Source organism: Microbulbifer maximicatervae (SeqCode) (assembly GCF_052467815.1).
In genome coordinates, this window is sequence record NZ_CP174326.1 from 1736791 (window position 1) to 1754581 (window position 17791).

Here is a 17791-nt window from a genome sequence, read left to right on the forward strand (position 1 = left end):
TCCAGGAGGTAGCGCGCTCAATAAGAGATTCCCGGGATTGGGGAGAGTTCCCGGACAGCCCTGGATTATTGTGAGTAGTGGGAAGGTTATAGAGAAGGTTTAAATAGTGGGGGCTCGGAGAGTCCCCACTCGGTGAATTTGACGATTCAGATTCTGCCGCTGCGCTTTAGGCGCCAATAGGCCTCTACCAGAGACTGGTGCAAAAGCTCCGGCCTCGAGTCAACCACTATGACATTGTGTGCCTGCAAATGCTGAAGTAATTGCTCCCTGCGGCGCAGGAAGTCCCTCGCTGCTGCGCTGTTTACTGCACTATCAAAGTTCTGAATCGGCTGTTGCAGCAATTTGTCCACAGAAGTCTCCCGCAGACTGGCAATCATCACCAGGTGATTGCGCGACAGCAATTTGACTGCTGCTAGGAGTTCGTCACTATCTTCATCGCGCAAGTTGGTAATCAGGATTACCAGGGCACGTCGCTTGTGGTGGGCCATCAGCTGTTGTGCGGCGCTCGTGTAATCTGCGCTACTAGTGCCAGAGTGGAGGTCGTAGACATTATTCAGCAGTAGGTTGATTGCACTTTCGCCTTTTACTGGCGGCAACTGTCCACCACTGCTCTCCTGTGCCGCAGCAAACGCCTGCAAGCCGACCGCGTCCCCCTGTTTGATGGCGACATAAGCTGAAAGTAGCAAGCCATTGAGTGCGTGGTCAAAGTGGCTCAGCTCGCCGTCTTTCGCACGCATCCTGCGGCCGCAATCCAGCATGTAAATAATTTCCTGGTCGCGCTCGTCCTGGTATTCACGGCTGATCAGTTTGCGCAGCCGTGAGCTCGCGCGCCAGTCCACCTGTCGCTGGCTGTCTCCCTGGCGGTATTCACGCAGCTGGCGGAAGTCCATTCCCTCACCGCGACGCTGCTGCTGGTGCAACCCCATCAGGCGCAGGCTCTGTTCGGTGGAGAGAGATTGCAGCGAGGAGATACCAAGAAAATTGGGGTAGACCTTGACGGTCTGCTCCTGTCCCAGCCATACCCTTGTCTGCCAGAGTCCCCAGGGAGAGTTGGCCAGCACCTCGATTCGTCCGAAAGAGGCACTGCCTCGGCGACGGGGTACCAGGTCGTACTCGATGTTGATTTCCTGGTCCGGGTTAAGTTGTGCGGAGCTCGGCAGCCCTGTCGATCCTAGTTGCTGTGGGATTGAGTCGGAAATCTGGAGTAATAGTGGGCGTGGGCCGGTATTGTGAAGTTTTAGCCGCGCAGTATTGCGTACGCCCAGGGCCAGGTTGCCTGGCAATCGCCGCAGCCCCTGCAGACCGGTTACACGGTAACCAGTGAGATAGTCCAGCAGGGTGGCGCTGATTAACAGGGCACTCGTTCCCCACCAAAGGTTGCCGATAAATGAGCCGGCTTGCGGAAACCAAATTCGCGCTGCTGTAATTGCCAGAGCTGCCAGGCACCAGTAGCCGAGCAGTTTGACCAGGCGCGGACTCGGGCCGGTGCGACCGCTTTGTGCTGGTGCTGCCTGTTGCTCTGTTGCAGTTACAGTCTGTGTCACAGTCGCGGCGCCTCAACACTGTCGATAATCATTGCCAGCGCCGTATCAGCAGTTTCACCGTCAATTTCCATATCTGGAGATAGGCCGATACGGTGGCGCATTACCGGGATGGCCATGGCCTTGATATCATCCGGCAGTACAAATTCCCGTCCCTGTAACAGCGCATTGGCGCGAGCTGCCTGCAGCAGGCCGATACTGGCGCGTGGGCCGGCGGGGCTGCGCAGCTGCGGTGATTGGCGGGTGGCGCGCACCAGCCGCACGGCGTAATTCAATACCTGTTCGTCCAATCCCACCAGGGGCACCAGGGCCTGAAGTTGCTGCAATCCCTCGACAGTAATTTCCCCCGCAAGCTTCTCTTGCAGGCTGCGCTCAATTCGGCCACTGCTGGCGGCGGCGGCCAATTTCAGTTCCGCTTCGAGGCTGGGGTAATCGATGAGGACTTTCAGCAGGAATCGGTCCAGTTCCGCCTCTGGTAGCGGGTAGGTACCTTCCTGCTCGATGGGGTTTTGAGTGGCGAGTACCATAAATGGACTGGGTACTTTCAGTGCCTGGCCGTCGATAGTGACCTGCTTCTCCTGCATCACCTCCAGCAGTGCGGCCTGGGTTTTGGCGGGGGCGCGGTTGATTTCATCCGCCAGCAGCAGGTTGGTAAATACCGGCCCGCGACGCACTTCAAAGCGGCTCTCTCCCATGTTGTACATGGCGTGGCCGGTAACGTCGGCGGGCATCAAATCCGGGGTAAACTGGATGCGACGGAAATTGCCGCCAAAGCAGTTGGCCAGGGTGCGCACCAGAAGGGTTTTGCCGAGTCCGGGTACACCTTCGAGTAGTACGTGGCCAGAAGCCAATAGAGCTACGAGTACCTGGTCAACTACCTGCTCCTGGCCAATCAGCAACCGGTTGATATTGTTGCGCAGTATCTGAAGTTTGGCGGACGCAGCCTGCCAGTCAGGTGACGGGCCCGTGGTTTGTTGTTCTGGTTGAAGGGTGGTCTCGTTCATAGGACTGCCTCAATTCGCTGCAGATTACGCATGTGTTCAGTAAATGTTTCTTCGGTTGTGGGGGGCTTTCCCCACAGGGTTTCCACCAGCTGCTGCTCATCCATGCCAGTGGATGCACAGAGCTTGTCGCATAGCTTACGTTTTTTGCCGGCGTTAATATGAGTGGCACCAAGTTGCCGTAAAATTTCTTCGCGGTGGCCGCGCAGTAGCGCTTCACACTGGTCGTCCTGCCAGTAATAGTGCCCGCAGGCGGATATATGTTCCAACAGTGAGCGGCGGGATACCTCCGGCTCTGGTTGTAAGGGACCAAAACGGCGTCCGTGCAGCAACAACCAAGCGAGTAGGGCCAGGGCCCCGGCGATAAAAAATTCGGCGGCGTATTGGCGCGCTACCTTGGGTAGGGATTCAAAGCGTGGGCGAGTGAGGAAGACAAACTCTCCTTCACCTGCCAGCAGCTGTAAGAAGTAGGCGTGATCGAAATGGCCGATGCGCTGGGACTGCCACAGAGTGCTGTCTGTCATCAGGGTAATTACACCGTTGCCGCGTTCGAACTGCATAAAAGGTACGCCGACGTCGTCGCGCCATACCTTTGCCCAAAAGACAGGCCCGTCGGTGATAGTCTCGTCATTGAACGAAGGGTGGTAGAGCAGGTGGCTGGCATTGAGATACAGCTGTATTTCGCTGCCGCCCTCAACAGGCAGGGTTACCAAATTTTCCTCTGACACATCGGGGTTGCGGGGCTCTTCTTGTTTTTCTGATCCCTCTTCCGTCTCACCTTTGTCAAGTTTGCGATTGTGTTCCCGCATGGCGTCGGCAGGACTTTGCTCAGGCTCAAGAACGGCATCCTCGCCGAACAGTTGCTCAAGTGTTTCTTGTAGCTCAAAGTCGCTGTGTCCCTTTCTAAGGGAGACGTTCATACTTTCAAGCAGCCAGTCGCGGTTTTCGCTTCGCCCGGTGTCGCTATCGAAGTTGCCAGTGTAGGCCACTACGATTGCATGGCCGCCACGTTGTACCCACTCAATCAGTTCCTGTGCCTTAGTCGGGTTATAGACCTGGCTGGAGCTGCTGATGAACAGGGTCGCATCCGGCGTGAGTCCTTGAAGTACAGAAATATTATCTGCTTGTCGAGGTGTCAGCTGGATATTGGTGAGATATCGTTCGGCAGCCAGGTAGGGATTGCGCCTGGCCTCCATACTCCAGCCACTATCGATCTCCTTGGAGTAGCGCTCGTAAAACGTGAGGAAAAGCCATACAAGTGCAACGCCACTTATGACCAAAGCTGCCAACAGAATTCTCTTAGCGGTCATTGCCAAATTCCTCCTGCCATTGGCTACAAAGTGAGCTTACCTGAGCCTCTTTTGGCGGCCGGTGGGCATAGGCAAGCTGCTGCCAGTTTGCAGTAAGCTCTTGTACAAATTGACTCAGGGCGGGACTTACAGGGCGTTGTACTTCATTCGGCTCCTGTTGCCTTACTTGTACCAGCTGTGCGCATTCACTTTCGGTAAGGTGATCACCAAAATAAAACTCGAAGTCTTCAATCAAGTGAGAGAGGGTGGCGCGATATAAAAGTCCAAGGCTAGCGCGCTTATCACCTTCTACCCACAGGCGCATAACCTCAGCACATACGTCATCAGGCAGGCTCGACTGACGTACATCCAACCCGAAGAGGGTTTCGGGAGCTGGCTGTATTTTCTTTGGCTTGGATTGCCACTTTAAGCTCTGAAGAATTTTCTCGTGATGCCTCCAAAGTAAATAGCCTAGGCTGCAGACCAGTCCAATCCACAGTAGTAGCTCCAGGATTTTGGCAATTGTTGAGCCCCATTTAACTTCATCGTCAATTTCAGCTTCAGCTTTATCTTTAGAGTTCTCAAAAAGCCATTCGATAAAGTTGATTAACCACTCAGGAATTTTTTCCTTTGCGGCCTCGGTTTCAGGCTTTTCCTTTTTGCGCCAACCGCTGATTTCTCTTACTTGGTGAAAGTCCTCGTCGGCGAGGATCTCATCAATATGTTCCTGGGCTTGTTGCGGGGTTTCCACAGGTGCGGCGCTGGCGGAAGGGGACGGTATCAGCGCACCAAAAATAAGGCTGCAAAGGAAAATCAGGGTGGTGGCGCCTGGTATATGCCTACGCCGGGACTCTTGCTCCCGCTGCTGGCGCTCCAATAGATCGCGGAATTGGATTTCTATATCCCAGCCTTCCAGCTCGATACGACGGCCGATATAGAGGCAAAACCCACTGACTATATAGAAGGGGGCAACAGCTGCCATGACGAGTAAATACAGCGAGAAATAGAGCCATTTGACCCACAGAATATCCCCCTGTAACAAGGGAATCCACTCGATTCCCTCGACGTACTGTTCTGGTATAAACAGAAATACCAGCATCGATAAAGCAATCAGTAGGAAAGTTTCGATGTGGAAAAGCGTGAGCGTCAGCCAGGTAGCGGCGCCAGAGTGTTTGCGATGCAGTACACCGATGCGTGAAGTGCGAGCCCTGCCGGTGGATTGCTCCAACACAGTAATTGGCATATCAAAAGAGCGAGTGGGGCTCAGGCGTCGTAGAGTTAGCCCTAAGAACCAATCGCGACGATTCACGCTAAAAAAGTGCTTCAATGCTGTACGTACTGATTCAGGAGAGCCAAATAGAGCACGGCTGATCATAAATAGGGGCAGCCGATCAAATACCGGTTTTAACCACCATATTAAAAGGATCGAGAGAACTGGCGATTCAGGAAACAGCCAATAGCAGAGGGCAAGTAACGGCGCTGCAGGTATCAGCCAGGCTATAAACAGCTTCCCCCAGTGCTTTCGTGCCAAAGCGATACCGAGATCAACCGACTCCCAAGGGAAGCGTAAGCGGGCACGTACAGCCAGATTCTTAATTTGCATGGGTTGCGTCCTCCCTACGCCCGGCCAGGATAAAGTACGCAAAAACCAGCACCCAAAACAGGGTGCCAACTCCGAGCTTTATCGCAATTGGTGTGCTGGCATTGGAGGACCAGAAGGCTTCGAGGAAGGCGGCAATCACCAGCATCAGGAAAGTGCCGTACATAATTTTCATTGCTTCGACCGCAGCCAGCCGCAGTGCGACTGTGCGCCGGTGCTGGCCCGGATCCACGAGAGAGCGTCCCAGTATCAGGCCCGCTGCACCGGCCAGTACTATGGCGGTTAACTCAAAGGCGCCATGGCCGATCACAAATGGGTAGAAAGTGGAGATAAAGCCCACCCGGGTAATGTGTCCGAAAGCTGCGCCAATATAAATGCCGTTAAACATCAGGAAGAAAATTGAGCCCAGGCCAAACAGTACACCGCCAGCAAAGGTGCGAAAGGCGATGCCAATATTGTTTTTGATATAAAAACCGAACATGAACAGATTGGTATCAGAGCCGCGCTCGCGGCCCAGTACCCGATTGCCCGGGTCATACATGGACTCAAAACCCATAACCTGTTCCGGTGACATTACGGCGTACACCAGGGCATCGTTGTTGTATGTGCCGACTCCCAAAATCAGGGCAGGGATTAAAAATAGAGCGGAGGCCAGCAGTACGGCCCGGCTGTTAGCGCGCACAGCTTGGGGAAAGCCCGCCAGCAAATAGTGCAACCATCCCTTGCGGCGTAGGGTCTCCTGACGGTAGACACGATGGTGCGCTGCCATGACCAATTGGTTGAGGTGGTCGATCAGGCGATTGGTATATTGCCGCTCCTTTGCCATTGCCAACTGCTGACAAAGATTGCGATAGGCGACAGGTAGGTCCAGGGCTGCTGTTTCAGCCTGTTTATGGTCTGTTTTTAGCCAGGCTTCCAATTGCTCCCAGCTATCGCGATAGCGATTTTCAAAATCTCTTTGTTTCATGGGTACCTCTGCCTATCCCCTGCCGCCGAGTAGCCAGCTGCCTACCGAGCGAAGGTAGCTGAGGGCATCGCTGCCTTTTTTACGGGTAATGGGTTCAAGCAGGTTGGCAAGTTCTTGCTGGCGCGCCTCACTTAAATCCTGGTGGCGCTCCAGGAGACTGACCACCGCCTGCTGATCCTGCTGGCGCAGGTTTTGTGGTGGCGGGAGCGGGGTGGTATCGGGCAGGGCAACCGGTGCCCTTTCTTCTTCGCGGTAGACCACTAGTGTCGCCGCAGCCAGGTCTCCAAGGCGTTGGAAGTGACGCCCCAAGGTCATGCTGATAATGCCGGTCGCATAGGCAAATGGCAGAAAATCAGCAAAGCGTAATAGATTGCGTACAAAGGATGCTCCCCATGATATGGGGGTAAGGTTATCGTTGACCACCATTAGGCCAAAAGCTTTTTTACCGGGCGTTTGACCGCCACGTAAGACTTCAAAAAATACCGGGTAGAACCATTCGAGAAGAAAAGCGCAGACTAACCAAATACCGTCACCCGCAATGCCGGCAAATAGCAGTGCAAAGCCAACTGCTGTCAATATCAGTGACCGATAAAATACGTCTACGGCATAGGCGAGGATACGGGGCACGGGCCCGGCAGCCCGCGCGCGTAAATCGATCCCCTCGGGTGTTTCGACGTTATAGGTGGTATCCAGCAAGCCACCGCTCCTGTCTGGTAGTACTAATGATTAGTTGTGATTGGGGGTGCCGAAGACCTGGCGGTAGGCAACGCCGTATGTCGCACAAATCCAAGGAAGGGCAAATATTAACCCAATGAGAAACAGGAGGCTGCCTGCAATGTAAATGACCATCATTACCAGCAATAGACCAAAAAAGGTGAACCAGTTTTTGGTGATGGCTTTACGTGACGCCTCCATTGCCTGCCAGGGGCTTAAATTGTGATCAACAACAAGTGGCAGTGCCATCATGTAAGCCACTGAAAGATAGATACCGGGAATTACTAACAGGTAAAAACCAATTGTTACGAAGAAATATAATAAAACCATCGCCAGGCCGAGAGGCACAATTTTATCGAAATAAGAGAATACTTCGGTAGCGCTAGTCTTTTCTCCCCTGGCAATTTTTATACACACCATCATAGAGCCTGCCATAATGGGGGCCGTTATCACTATTAGTGCGATAGGCCCTAAGAAGGCTAGGAATACCACACCTGATAAGCCGCCAGCTGATGATACAGCACTCCACATTAGTGCGATTAAGATAAGCATTACTGCAGATATGCCTAGTGTGTAAAGGATAAAACTAAGCCAAATAGTTCCCATATTACTTAGTGACAAACGCCAGCCTTCGCTGAGAGCTTCACCGAGAGAAAACGAATAGTCCCCAGCTATCCCCTTCTCTACAGAGCCCAACTCCTCCATTTCTCTTGTGCTTGCCAAATCGGCTTTTGGTGCCGTATAGATGTCACTCATCCTGTTAGCTGTCCTTATTGAGATTTAGATTATTTATGGGGTGCAGAGTCTTGGGAGGGAAATATCTCACAGGCGGGAGTAGTGAACAATGCCACGCCAATACACCGGCAAATTAGGTGATACATCTTTCTCAGCATAAAATCCCAAGGGAGTGATTAAGGAATAGAATTGATGAAAAAAATACTGTGGACGAGCGGCCTGATTTTTGTGTTGATTATCGCCGGATATGTTGCTTTGCCGTTTTATTCCATCGAGCAATTGCAGCGTGCGGCGGAAATGGCTAAGTCCGATCAGCCGCAGATCAGAACTGAGAGTATCGATACATTAGAACGTTATGTCGATTTTCCTGTTTTACGTGACAATTTAAAAGTCCGCTTGCAGCAGCAGCTTCGGAGCTCCTTAAGTGATTCTATTCCTCAGGAGTTTGATGAGTTACTGAGTGCTGGCGCAAATTTTTTTATGGAGCCACTGTTACAGCAGTTTATTACCCCTGAAGGTATTGCCGATCTTCTTCGTGGAGGAGAGGATCTGGAGGTCTTTGAGCGGGAAATTTATCGGCAGGGTAGTGAAGCGGCAGATGGCTCCGAGAGTGGGCCATCTACGCGGGAAGAGAAAGAGGATTCCTGGCAGCGCATGGGGTGGCATTTTACCGACCTCAACCATTTAAGTGTTGATTACGGCGAGCATGGCCGACCTGAATTGCGTCTGCTGATGCAGCGTAATGGCCTGCGCTGGCAGTTAGTTGATATCCAGTTACTCAGTGTTAAGAATGGAGAGGGGCAGGGATGGAGATAGATAAATCGGTCAATGTATTTGGCGACCCATTGGTGCCCTGTAGCCTCGATCCCAAAACCGGTTTCTTTCGCGATGGCTGCTGTAATACCTGTAACGAGGATCTCGGTTCCCACACGGTCTGTGCCGCCGTCACCGATAAGTTCCTGGCGTTCTCGCGCAGTCGCGGCAATGATTTGAGCACTCCGATAGAGGAGTTTAACTTTCCCGGTTTAAAAGAAGGGGGCAGATGGTGTCTCTGTGCCGCGCGCTGGCTTGAAGCGGAGAAATTGGATATGGCTCCCCGGGTATTTTTACAGAGTACACATGTGAAGGCGCTGGAAATTATTCCTATGCAAATATTGCGTCGCTATGCGCTGGATTTGCTTTAGTTGATTGGGTGGATCAGCTTCCTGTCCACCTATTAACCCCCTCAAATGGCGGCACGTCCCTGTGTCGCCACGCTACAGACAAGGTAGCTACTCGGAACTTAAGAGGGCAGGAAGTCGATTGAGTAGTTTTTGGTAGTACTCTCAACGTTGGCAGAACCAAAATTGATCATGCGGATTCTCGCCAGCAACTTGCGTTCAAGTGCCGGGTTATTGAGCTCGCTCTCTACCAATTTGATCGACGCGATAGCACCATTCGGTGCGATCACCAACTGTACTGTAAGCCTTCCCTGTAGAGTTGGGTCCCTGCGCAGCGCACGATTATAGATTCCAATAATGGCCTCTTTATTGGCCTCCATAACACTGCGAATGGAATCGTCGGTACGTATGGATTTCTGTCCCCTGGCTTTGGCCACAGCTTCTTTGGCTGAACCTGCCGCCTGAGTACTCTGGACACGGGTATTTTCACGACCGGCTAGAGAAACACCACCGGTATCGCGGCTCACCTTGCCAGCGGCAACACCGCCACTGGAAGCTTTCGACTTGTCCGCGATCATGCTGCGTTCTATTTTAGTGGCTGTAGCATTACCCGAGCTGAGTTGGCCCCGGCTAATATCCGATGTATTAAAACTCTCGCGCATATCCAATAGGTCATCGGCGAGTGCATTCAGGCCGCTATTGGCCGCTTTCTCTCGGGCCTGCTGTACTTTGGCAACTGGGGGATTTTCAACCTTGCGCGGTTTCTCCACTGGTTTGGGCTTGTCGGGTGTTTCCGCTTTTTTCTCGGGCTTCTCCTCAGGCTTTTTCTTTTCCTCGGGTTTCTTTTGCTCCTTGGGTTTTGGCTTTGGTTTAGCTTTAGGTATTTCTTTCTTTTCCAGAATTACTTTGGCCAACTGTGGTGGTACCCTTTCGGCTTGTTCCCGGGTGAGTTCGGGAACTGGCGCAAGTGCGACAGCAATGCCGCTGATAGCCAGAGCGATCAGGCCTACACGCAACAACTTAATAAAGCGCTGATCCTCCTCTCGCGAGGCAGACCAGGGGAGTACTGTTTCTTGCAGTTGCCAGGGAGCATAACTAATCGTTGCTGTACTCATATCAAGACTCCACCCCAGAAGGATCTTCCGGTGCGGTTTGCTCTACAGCAAAAGACATATCGCGGAAGTCTGCTGTTGCACAGGTGTGCATAATTTGCTTAAGCAACTCATAAGGGACCTGCTCATCCCCCATAATAGTCACAGCGCGCCCCAAAGTTTTCTGGGTTTCGCTCAGTTCTCCCGCCCGCTCAGCGCGATATTTAAGCTCTGTTACCAGTGGTTCAATATTTTCCGCGCTGGGGTCGATATCATCGATATTGATGATAAAGCGATCCCCTACAAACAGCTGTTGATTATTGACCCGCACCACAGTAGTCACCTCGGGTTTTTGTTGAGAGGTGGACTTGGGTAGCTTTATGGTTTTATCAGTCTGCAGAACCTGTACATCACTGGTTGAATTTACCAGAAGGAAAAATACCAAGATGGTAAAGATATCCATCAGTGATACCAGGTTCAGTTTTGACTGCTGCCTTTTTTGCCTTTGTCTGCGTTCTTGCAGTTTCGCGGCTGCATTTATCTTCATAGTTTGGCCCCGCTATTTTGCCTGCTCCGGTGCATCGCCGAGAGATATCTGGGGGAACAGTTCTGCATCAACAACGGATGCAGCCACTACAGCCCGGTAGCTGCGGGCAGTATCCATGGCGGCAACCAATGTCTTGTAGGGCGTACCCTTTTCCGAAAGGATTACCAGATCATCTTTGTCGATAGATTTTTCCCGTAATTGCCGCTTTATTTGTTGTAAAACAACAGAAACCGTAGCGAAATCCGGCGAATTTTCTTCGTGTGGGATGCGTTTAACCCGCTGTCCTGCCGGGTAGTTGATATCGACATACTGCTTGCGTAAAACAAGTTCTAGCTGGCGGTTTTCCTCTACACTACTGGAACTGCCATCACTGATGCCTGGTAGGTTCAGTTTGAGCACAGAAATATGAGAAAACACCATGTTAAGCAGTAACACTGGAACCAAAATGGTCATCAAACTCATAAATGAGGTGATATCAAGCTCTGCTTCCTCGTGTCCACGCCGGCGAATGTTGATGTTCAGCATGGCGGTATCCCCTAGCTGTTAGCGGTGCGCTGTTCAGCTTTCTGTGGGCGTCCCATGGTCAGCAGGTTGAGAAATTTAACTCCAGCCATTTGCAAGCTATCGACAATTTCATTGGTTTTATTTTGCAGCATTGAGTTAAATAGAAGCAGCGGGATGGCGGAAATAAGGCCAAATGCAGTGGTATTCATCGCTACAGAAATACTGGTAGAAAGCATGGTAGCTTTCTCAGAGGGATCAGCGCTGGCTACTGCGGTAAATGCAGCAATCAGACCCATAATAGTGCCGAGAAGTCCCAGCAGGGTAGCGATATTAGCGAGGGTAGCCAGGTAGCTAGTGCGTTTCTCCAGGCGGGGAACTGCTTCAAGAATTCCCTCCTCAATTGCCAGGGCAATATTCTCCTCGCGTTTGGCAAATTGCAACGTATTGATACCTGCTGCGGCAATGCGCCCCATCGCTGCGTCGTTATCGCGGGCCAGCTGCAAGATACTTTGGTAGCTGCGTTTTTGCAGCATGGGTAATACTTGTTGATAAGCCTTCTTATTGGCATTTCTGGCACGGGTTAAGAATATCCAGCGCTCTACGACCATTGCCAGTCCGATTACCAGAACGACCGCAATCGGGTACATAAAAGGTCCGCCATTTTGGAAGAAGCGCAACATCGCTTGAGTGAATTCCATGATTTAATTCTCCACAGATAAAAGTATAAATTTGTAGTGCAAAGGGGAAGAAAATCCGCCCTTACCCTTGTTGTATTAAAAGGGTCGCCGGACACTGAAGCGCAGTGCAGCGTTTCCAATTATTCGCTGAATAAATTCAGTTGCGCCGCCTTCCTTGCACCGCAAAATACATTTTTTTAAGTATTATTTGTAACTTTTTGGGCGCGTCGGCTATTTGGTTTCTTCCTGTTCGGTTTGCAGCAATTTTATTTCGCGGCGAAATTCAGAGTATTCCTGATGCTCGAATACGGAAGAGAAAGTTTGTGGTAGGACGCTGTCGAGCCTTTGCAAACTATCGGCCTGCTTCCAGGGAATAATATATAAAACTTTAGGTTGCTCCTGGCTGCCGATTACGGTGGATTCCAGAGTGGTGATTTCCTCAGCCGCTGCGACTTGTACCCAAGTCAATATGGTCAAGATGAAGCTAATATATAATTTCATTATTAAAGTCTCCGCTCCAGCTCAAGTATCCATGCGTTGAGTAATTTATCCTGTTCAATACTGGCATCTTGTGCTGCAAGATAGTGCTGCAGAGCGCGTTCTGGTTTTTGTAGGTAGAGGTCGTAGAGGATTCCCAGATTACGGTGAGCGTCGACGTAGTGTGGCCAGCGCTCTATAGCGGCCTTGTAGCATTGCTCAGCATCTTCAAAGCGCCCCCGATCGCGCATTAGCGCAGCGAGGTGGTTCCAGGCAAATATATTGTTATCGTTTACGCTAATGGCCTGGCGAAAGCTTTGCTCAGCCTCCGCGTATTTATCAGCAGACTGTTGAACGATAGCAAGATTTAGCCAGGCTCCGGAAAGTACCGGCCATTTTTCAGTAATTTGTAATAATTTTGATTCGGCCGCTGTTAAGTCGTTTGCCTGGAAAGATTGATGAGCTAAATCCATCGCCGCTCGAGCCTGTTGCGGCACTCTTTGAGCATCTTGCAAATACGGGTTTTTCGTCCGTTGCTCCGCAGCCTCCCCATCGGTTGGCGATACGGTCTTTTGCAGGCCACTACATGCGCAGAGTGACAAAGCCAGCACAATGGTAGTTAGGAACCGTACTGCCGATATTTTTTTTACGGTACTCAATTCAGTGCAGTGCATCACTCCACCCCAAAGTTTTTTCATCTTTTTTATATCGCGCAGGTAACAGTTCCCCCAGTGAATGGAAGCTGCGTTTAACCCAGTCGTCGTATATACCCTCAATCGTGCGCTGGATATTGGCCTCATGAAGTTCTATGGACTTCTCCTCAAAAGGGTAGGCCTGTTCTTCCAGTAGAATTTCGTACTGTTCCAGTTCAAGGTCATTCAGGTTTTTAGGGCGCTGTGAGTCCATCAAGTCCCGGCTGAGCTGCCGGTAAACTTCTGCAAGGCGATAGTTGGCTTGAGGGGTGAATTCCGCAATACCAAACTCCAGGACTTTGCGGTAATCAGCTACTGTCGTTTGCATAGCCCGCTTTTTATTAGCGAGACTGGTTTTTAATGGTAGGCGCAGTGCCAGTTCAGCAAACTTTGCATAGCTCTGTTCTGCCAATTCACTTTGCGAATAAGCAGCCAGGTATCGACCGCGAGGCGATTGCAGTGAATTCTGTGCCAGTTGCTGTAGCCAGTAATTCCGTTTCGTGGTTTGTTTGGTCTGAGCATAGATTTCCACAAGTTGGAATTGTGCTTCCAGGCGTTGCTCAGCAGGCTCCGGCCACAATTTGCTGTAGTTGCGGTAGCTTTCAATAGCTTTGTCGTACTCACCAGCTTTTTGCAGGTTTTCTGCGGCCATATATAGGGATTGACGGCGAACTTCCCGATCTGGGTCTGTAGAGGCTAATTGCAGCAACTCTGTGGCTGCCGCTACTGGCATTTCCAGCGCGTCAAAGATAACAACGGCCTTGGCGGCCAGTGTTGGCGTCAAAGTATGCGCGGGATAGAATTGACGAAAATCTGCCAGTTCTGTGCTGGCTCGCTGCCATTGCCCCAGCTGGATAAGGAAATTAATCGCATCGTATTGAGCGGTAGCGGCGATTTCCGTGCGCCCGCTGTCCCGGATACGAAGTAGGTGACTGAGAGCCTCTTCACTGGGAGCGGCATCTTCACTTTCGCGCTGGGCCAGGATGATTTCTGCTTGCCGATAGATCGATAACTGCAATTGGCGCAAGGCATCTTTGCGCAGTGTTTCATTGGGCTGATATGCGAGTGCGCGTGTGTAGGCGGCCTCAGCCTGAGGGTATTGCTTCAGGGAAAAATGGCTGTGCGCCAGTATCATCGCAATACTTAATTGCTGCTGGCGATTTGCCGGGGGTTGCCATTGGTCGGCGAGCTCGGCGGCGGCGATGGCCTCGGCAAAGCGCGATTGTTGTAGCAACTTATCGGCAGCGGCCAGCTGTACAGGCAGTGCCCTTGGGTCTTGGGGCCAGCTCTGTGCGAATTTCAAGCTCGCTTCGATATTGCGATCGAGCCACAGGGTTTTCTGTTCCGACTCTTGATCCGGAGTTTGTTCATGTACTCTAGCTGCACTGAGAATGGCCCCATAGCCGGCTTCGGCGCCATACTTTGGATCTTGGTATTCCCAGGCGACCTGGCTGTAAGCGCGCCAAGCGGCGGGATGATCTGCAGCTTGCTCGAGACACTCCGCCATCAGGAAAACCATGGATGGCGTACGAGGGTCTTGTGGAAAAGTCTGTGCGTATTCCCGATATAAAGCGGCGGCACTGCGATAGGCTCCCAGTGATTGTGCGCTGACAAGGCGGCGTTCTTTCACTTTACTTGCGGGCAGCTTTGCCACCTGCTGAGCCAATTCCTGTGCGCGGGCGTGGTCAAATTGAGCCAATTCGTACAGCCATGGTTGCAGGGTTTTGGCTAACTCTTGTTGTTGAGTTTCACCTGCTGCTTGCCAGTAATCACTGTTCACACCATAGCGACGCACAAAGTCCCGCTTCGTAGGCAGAACTTCTTTATGTAGTCTCCCCGCTTGCAAGGTTTCAACGGCGAGAAGATGAAGCTGTGGGGCTTGCTCGGTTTGCGGGTAGTGATTGACGAATTGCAAAAAGGTATCGGCACTGTTGCGGAACAACTCTTTTTCCCGATACCAGGTACCGAGTGCGCTGTATAGTTGGTGCTGATAGGGACGCGGCTCTCCATCGAGGTTAAAAGACTCAATGGCTTCAGCGCCTCCCAGGTAGCTGAAGTTTAATGCAAGCCCGCGCAGGCTGTCTTCACGCAGGCGCTGCCGCCCAACAGGCAGTTCCTCCCCCTGTTCCTCACTGTGCAAAATATCCAGCGACTGGAGAAAAATTCCTGTTGATGCGCGGTAATTGCTCGATTTAAATTCTGACCAAGCCAGCATATAGCGAGCATTATCCGTAAATGGACTCGGCCCCTGCTTGAGCAATGCACGGAAATCTCGGGCGGCGCTGGGGTAGTCTTTGCGGTTGAATGCCGCCTCGCCACGGCGGAATAAGACTTCGCCGATAAATGGTGAGTCCGGTGCGCTACCGGCAATCTTTTCCAATGCCTGTAAGGCCGCAGGCATCTCCCCATCCAGTGCCCTGGCGCGGGCTAAGCGATAGAGAATGTAATCATCTTTCGGGCGCTGTGCAGAGAGACTTTGGTAATAATCGACCGCGCTGGAGTAGTCGACAATGGTATCCGGATTGTCGGACTGTTTTTGCTCCAGCCGCTCCATTTCCAAGTCAGCCAGGCGCAAATGGATTTGTTGCTGAACTTTGGGGTCGGTGTGGCTTTCCAGTGCAGTGCGGTAACTTTGCACCAGGTTTTCCAGCGCGATAGCCGGTTGCGGGGGTGGGTTTTGTGGTCCTTCACCCTGTGGATTGGGCACAGTGGCTGGGGGTAGGTCAGCCAGGGTTTGAACCGGTTGGTTGCCACAAGCCGTTAATGCACAGTAAATACCAATAGCCAAGGAGCGCAGGGCAAATATACCTGCCCGATGTGGGATGTTATTCATGCTCTTCGGCCCCGGTATTATCTGTGTCGCTGTCAGCACTGGGGCTTGTGGGGACCGCCTGCATTTGAGCATCCTGCAGGCGTGCGATAGCCAGGCGTGTATGAGCCATGTATTTACGAATTTGTTCCTGCTCCCTACCGAGCTGGGCGATGACTTCCCGGCGCAATTCGGCTTCAATCAATTCGCTGGCGCTGTCTATCGCTGCCTGCTGTGCGGGTATTCGGTCACTGGCAGTGACCACTCGATAGGCTAGCTGGCGCAATTGTGGGCCCCGCTGTGCCTCGGTATCTGTTTTCTTGCGTTGTTCCCGCCCACTGCGTAACTGATCTTTGAGCTGCTGTAGGGATTTCCGTTGTTGCCATAACTTGTCGTGATACTGTTCACTGGCTTGCCAGAGCAAAATCCCCCGGGCTTTCGCCAGGGTTTCCGCTTGTTGTTGGCTGGCTTTGCCGCTGTCCTGGATCTTTTTAAGACGCTCTTGTGCGCCGGTGAGAATTTCCAATAATTCCAGGGTTTCACTTTGATCATCTGGAGTGGCGGTGGTCGCCAATAAAGTGAGTGCGTCGCGCTCCCGCTCAATTTGCTCGAGTGCTGCTCTCAAATGATCATATTGCTGTGTTGCCATCTGCAACTGTTGGTCAAACTGAGCGCTATTGTAGTGATCGATAATAGTTGTGCGGCGCAGGTGGCGCTCTTCGATAAGATCGGTGAATTGGGGCAGCTTATTTTCCCAAGCTTGCAGCACCAGGCTCAATTGCTGCAGATCGCGCAACTCGGTAAGCCGCAGCTGGAAACGGTCGCTTTGTAAAATGGGGCGCAAAAAGTGCTGGTTATCACGCAGGAGGGGTGAAGCCTGGGCCAATTGCAACCAGCCATAACGCCATGCTTCCCGTTGAGCGGCATCATAGGCCAGGGGCTCCGATGCCAGGGCTTGCTGTAACTGCTGTAATTCTGTAAGCGTTTCTAGGTAATAAGCTTCAGCGCTTCGATATGTGTGCAGGGCAACAGGTCGATTTTCCAGTTTTTCGTAGCCATAAGGTAGCGCAACCATGGCTTCCCGTGCTGCGGGACTATAGCGGTGTTTATCTAATAAAAATTGCAGTGCATCTATGCCCGCCTGATAGTCTTCACCGTTGATCGAGGACCAGGCCATCCCCAGGAGTGCTCGAGTTGCCCAGGGTGTGTTAAGACGGACCTTGGAAAAAACTTCCTTGGCTGCGGTGTGTTGCTCCGCTAGGGCGAGGGCGTATCCCATCCCAATATGGGCTTTATCGACAAGTATAGGAATCTCTGTTGATGGAATATCGATCGTAGCTGAAAAATCGATGGCCGCTTGATATTCACGGATTGCCGCTGGTAACTCTCCGGACCTAGCGTAGGCTGCGGCCAGATTAATACGTCCAAGTAATCTTTCCGCAGGAAATAGATCACTGGTTTCCAGCAATTTTTTTGCTGCGGTAAGGTCACTGTTACGCAGGGCGAGGTTGAGAGGTAAGGATGATCCCTCGGCAACCCCGGATTTCTCCAGGTGTGTTATTGCTGTAGAAAAATCACCATTCAAGTAATTTAACTCAGCCAATTTTAACCATGCAGTGCGCCGGTATTTGGGCGCTGTACTGGTATTTCCCTGCTGCTCAAATAATTCAGCCGCACGTCTATGTAAGCCAAATCCAAGGCTAATACCGCCCTCAATCAAGGCGGCGTTATCTCGATGAATCTGAATTGAGTCTCTCCGTTGGGCAACTAACAGTGTACTCAGAGCATCAAAATAATTTCCCTGGAAATAATTGTAAAGAGTGGTGCCATAGGCTAGATCCTGAGCCCTTTGGTATTTTTGTTGGACCTGTTTTTCGTCGCCGGAATTTTCCTTATCGGCTATAGATTCAGCTTCTTGAGCGCAAATACTGCCCGTTACAAGGGTGAGTGCCAGGCATAGGGTACGGGTAAGAGATGGGTAGTACAT

17 protein-coding genes are annotated in these 17791 nt (G+C 51.8%); 2 read left to right on the plus strand and 15 right to left on the minus strand.

The window, feature by feature from the left end:
- Positions 1-146: 146 nt before the first annotated feature.
- The 7 genes from ACJJIW_RS07600 to ACJJIW_RS07630 are packed head-to-tail and all read right to left on the minus strand — an operon-like array spanning position 147 to position 7868.
- Entirely contained in the window at positions 147-1544 is a 1398-nt protein-coding gene (locus ACJJIW_RS07600; protein ID WP_444937034.1) for a DUF58 domain-containing protein, read from the minus strand.
- Positions 1541-2545 carry an AAA family ATPase gene (locus ACJJIW_RS07605; protein ID WP_444892283.1) on the minus strand — a complete coding sequence of 335 codons (1005 nt, stop codon included), beginning with the start codon at positions 2543-2545 and terminating at the stop codon, positions 1541-1543. Before ACJJIW_RS07605 ends, ACJJIW_RS07600 begins: the two co-directional genes overlap by 4 nt.
- Entirely contained in the window at positions 2542-3852 is a 1311-nt protein-coding gene (locus ACJJIW_RS07610) for a DUF4350 domain-containing protein (RefSeq protein ID WP_444892282.1), read from the minus strand. The genes ACJJIW_RS07605 and ACJJIW_RS07610 overlap by 4 nt, the downstream gene beginning before the upstream one ends.
- Positions 3842-5434: a DUF4129 domain-containing protein gene (locus tag ACJJIW_RS07615; RefSeq protein WP_282930841.1), complete on the minus strand. Its 1593-nt coding sequence runs from the start codon at positions 5432-5434 to the stop codon at positions 3842-3844. The genes ACJJIW_RS07610 and ACJJIW_RS07615 overlap by 11 nt, the downstream gene beginning before the upstream one ends.
- Complete coding sequence (locus ACJJIW_RS07620; RefSeq protein WP_444937035.1) at positions 5424-6398, minus strand: stage II sporulation protein M; 975 nt, start codon at positions 6396-6398, stop codon at positions 5424-5426. The genes ACJJIW_RS07615 and ACJJIW_RS07620 overlap by 11 nt, the downstream gene beginning before the upstream one ends.
- 12 nt (positions 6399-6410) lie before the next feature.
- Positions 6411-7094: an RDD family protein gene (locus ACJJIW_RS07625; protein WP_282930843.1), complete on the minus strand. Its 684-nt coding sequence runs from the start codon at positions 7092-7094 to the stop codon at positions 6411-6413.
- 30 nt (positions 7095-7124) lie between these two features.
- A complete protein-coding gene (locus ACJJIW_RS07630; protein ID WP_282930844.1) occupies positions 7125-7868 on the minus strand; it encodes a DUF2189 domain-containing protein in 744 nt (247 codons plus the stop codon).
- Between the two features lie 171 nt (positions 7869-8039).
- On the opposite strand from ACJJIW_RS07630, the gene ACJJIW_RS07635 reads away from it, so the two are divergent.
- Together ACJJIW_RS07635 and ACJJIW_RS07640 are read left to right on the plus strand one after the other, a co-directional pair.
- On the plus strand, positions 8040-8663 hold the full coding sequence (locus ACJJIW_RS07635) for a DUF2939 domain-containing protein (protein WP_444892279.1): 624 nt from the start codon (positions 8040-8042) through the stop codon (positions 8661-8663).
- Positions 8654-9031: a DUF2237 family protein gene (locus tag ACJJIW_RS07640; RefSeq protein ID WP_444937036.1), complete on the plus strand. Its 378-nt coding sequence runs from the start codon at positions 8654-8656 to the stop codon at positions 9029-9031. The genes ACJJIW_RS07635 and ACJJIW_RS07640 overlap by 10 nt, the downstream gene beginning before the upstream one ends.
- A gap of 98 nt (positions 9032-9129) precedes the next feature.
- On the opposite strand, the gene ACJJIW_RS07645 is transcribed toward ACJJIW_RS07640, so the two are convergent.
- The 8 genes from ACJJIW_RS07645 to ACJJIW_RS07680 form a co-directional block, all read right to left on the minus strand.
- On the minus strand, positions 9130-10122 hold the full coding sequence (locus tag ACJJIW_RS07645) for an AgmX/PglI C-terminal domain-containing protein (RefSeq protein ID WP_444937037.1): 993 nt from the start codon (positions 10120-10122) through the stop codon (positions 9130-9132).
- Between the two features lies 1 nt (position 10123).
- Positions 10124-10645: an ExbD/TolR family protein gene (locus ACJJIW_RS07650; RefSeq protein WP_444937038.1), complete on the minus strand. Its 522-nt coding sequence runs from the start codon at positions 10643-10645 to the stop codon at positions 10124-10126.
- A gap of 12 nt (positions 10646-10657) precedes the next feature.
- Positions 10658-11170, minus strand: coding sequence for an ExbD/TolR family protein (locus ACJJIW_RS07655; protein WP_444937039.1), 513 nt, complete (start codon positions 11168-11170; stop codon positions 10658-10660).
- Between the two features lie 11 nt (positions 11171-11181).
- Positions 11182-11847 carry a MotA/TolQ/ExbB proton channel family protein gene (locus tag ACJJIW_RS07660; protein ID WP_282930850.1) on the minus strand — a complete coding sequence of 222 codons (666 nt, stop codon included), beginning with the start codon at positions 11845-11847 and terminating at the stop codon, positions 11182-11184.
- Positions 11848-12057: 210 nt separating this feature from the next.
- Entirely contained in the window at positions 12058-12327 is a 270-nt protein-coding gene (locus ACJJIW_RS07665) for a hypothetical protein (protein WP_282930851.1), read from the minus strand.
- Positions 12328-12329: 2 nt separating this feature from the next.
- Positions 12330-13001, minus strand: a complete 672-nt coding sequence (locus ACJJIW_RS07670; RefSeq protein ID WP_444937040.1) for a tetratricopeptide repeat protein — start codon at positions 12999-13001, stop codon at positions 12330-12332.
- Positions 12964-15828 (minus strand): tetratricopeptide repeat protein, encoded by a 2865-nt coding sequence (locus ACJJIW_RS07675; protein ID WP_444937041.1) that lies wholly within the window; start codon positions 15826-15828, stop codon positions 12964-12966. Before ACJJIW_RS07675 ends, ACJJIW_RS07670 begins: the two co-directional genes overlap by 38 nt.
- Positions 15821-17791, minus strand: coding sequence for an ATP-binding protein (locus tag ACJJIW_RS07680; RefSeq protein ID WP_444937042.1), 1971 nt, complete (start codon positions 17789-17791; stop codon positions 15821-15823). Before ACJJIW_RS07680 ends, ACJJIW_RS07675 begins: the two co-directional genes overlap by 8 nt.

Excerpts from the sequence above, each read along its gene's own strand:
- ACJJIW_RS07615 (WP_282930841.1), bottom strand. The coding sequence starts at position 5,434 with ATGCAAATTAAGAATCTGGCTGTACGTGCCCGCTTACGCTTCCCTTGG.
- ACJJIW_RS07620 (WP_444937035.1), bottom strand. The coding sequence starts at position 6,398 with ATGAAACAAAGAGATTTTGAAAATCGCTATCGCGATAGCTGGGAGCAA.
- ACJJIW_RS07610 (WP_444892282.1), bottom strand. The coding sequence starts at position 3,852 with ATGACCGCTAAGAGAATTCTGTTGGCAGCTTTGGTCATAAGTGGCGTT.
- ACJJIW_RS07640 (WP_444937036.1), top strand. The coding sequence starts at position 8,654 with ATGGAGATAGATAAATCGGTCAATGTATTTGGCGACCCATTGGTGCCC.
- ACJJIW_RS07635 (WP_444892279.1), top strand. The coding sequence starts at position 8,040 with ATGAAAAAAATACTGTGGACGAGCGGCCTGATTTTTGTGTTGATTATC.
- ACJJIW_RS07675 (WP_444937041.1), bottom strand. The coding sequence starts at position 15,828 with ATGAATAACATCCCACATCGGGCAGGTATATTTGCCCTGCGCTCCTTG.
- ACJJIW_RS07605 (WP_444892283.1), bottom strand. The coding sequence starts at position 2,545 with ATGAACGAGACCACCCTTCAACCAGAACAACAAACCACGGGCCCGTCA.
- ACJJIW_RS07665 (WP_282930851.1), bottom strand. The coding sequence starts at position 12,327 with ATGAAATTATATATTAGCTTCATCTTGACCATATTGACTTGGGTACAA.
- ACJJIW_RS07680 (WP_444937042.1), bottom strand. The coding sequence starts at position 17,791 with ATGTACTACCCATCTCTTACCCGTACCCTATGCCTGGCACTCACCCTT.
- ACJJIW_RS07655 (WP_444937039.1), bottom strand. The coding sequence starts at position 11,170 with ATGCTGAACATCAACATTCGCCGGCGTGGACACGAGGAAGCAGAGCTT.
- ACJJIW_RS07650 (WP_444937038.1), bottom strand. The coding sequence starts at position 10,645 with ATGAAGATAAATGCAGCCGCGAAACTGCAAGAACGCAGACAAAGGCAA.
- ACJJIW_RS07645 (WP_444937037.1), bottom strand. The coding sequence starts at position 10,122 with ATGAGTACAGCAACGATTAGTTATGCTCCCTGGCAACTGCAAGAAACA.
- ACJJIW_RS07660 (WP_282930850.1), bottom strand. The coding sequence starts at position 11,847 with ATGGAATTCACTCAAGCGATGTTGCGCTTCTTCCAAAATGGCGGACCT.
- ACJJIW_RS07670 (WP_444937040.1), bottom strand. The coding sequence starts at position 13,001 with ATGAAAAAACTTTGGGGTGGAGTGATGCACTGCACTGAATTGAGTACC.
- ACJJIW_RS07630 (WP_282930844.1), bottom strand. The coding sequence starts at position 7,868 with ATGAGTGACATCTATACGGCACCAAAAGCCGATTTGGCAAGCACAAGA.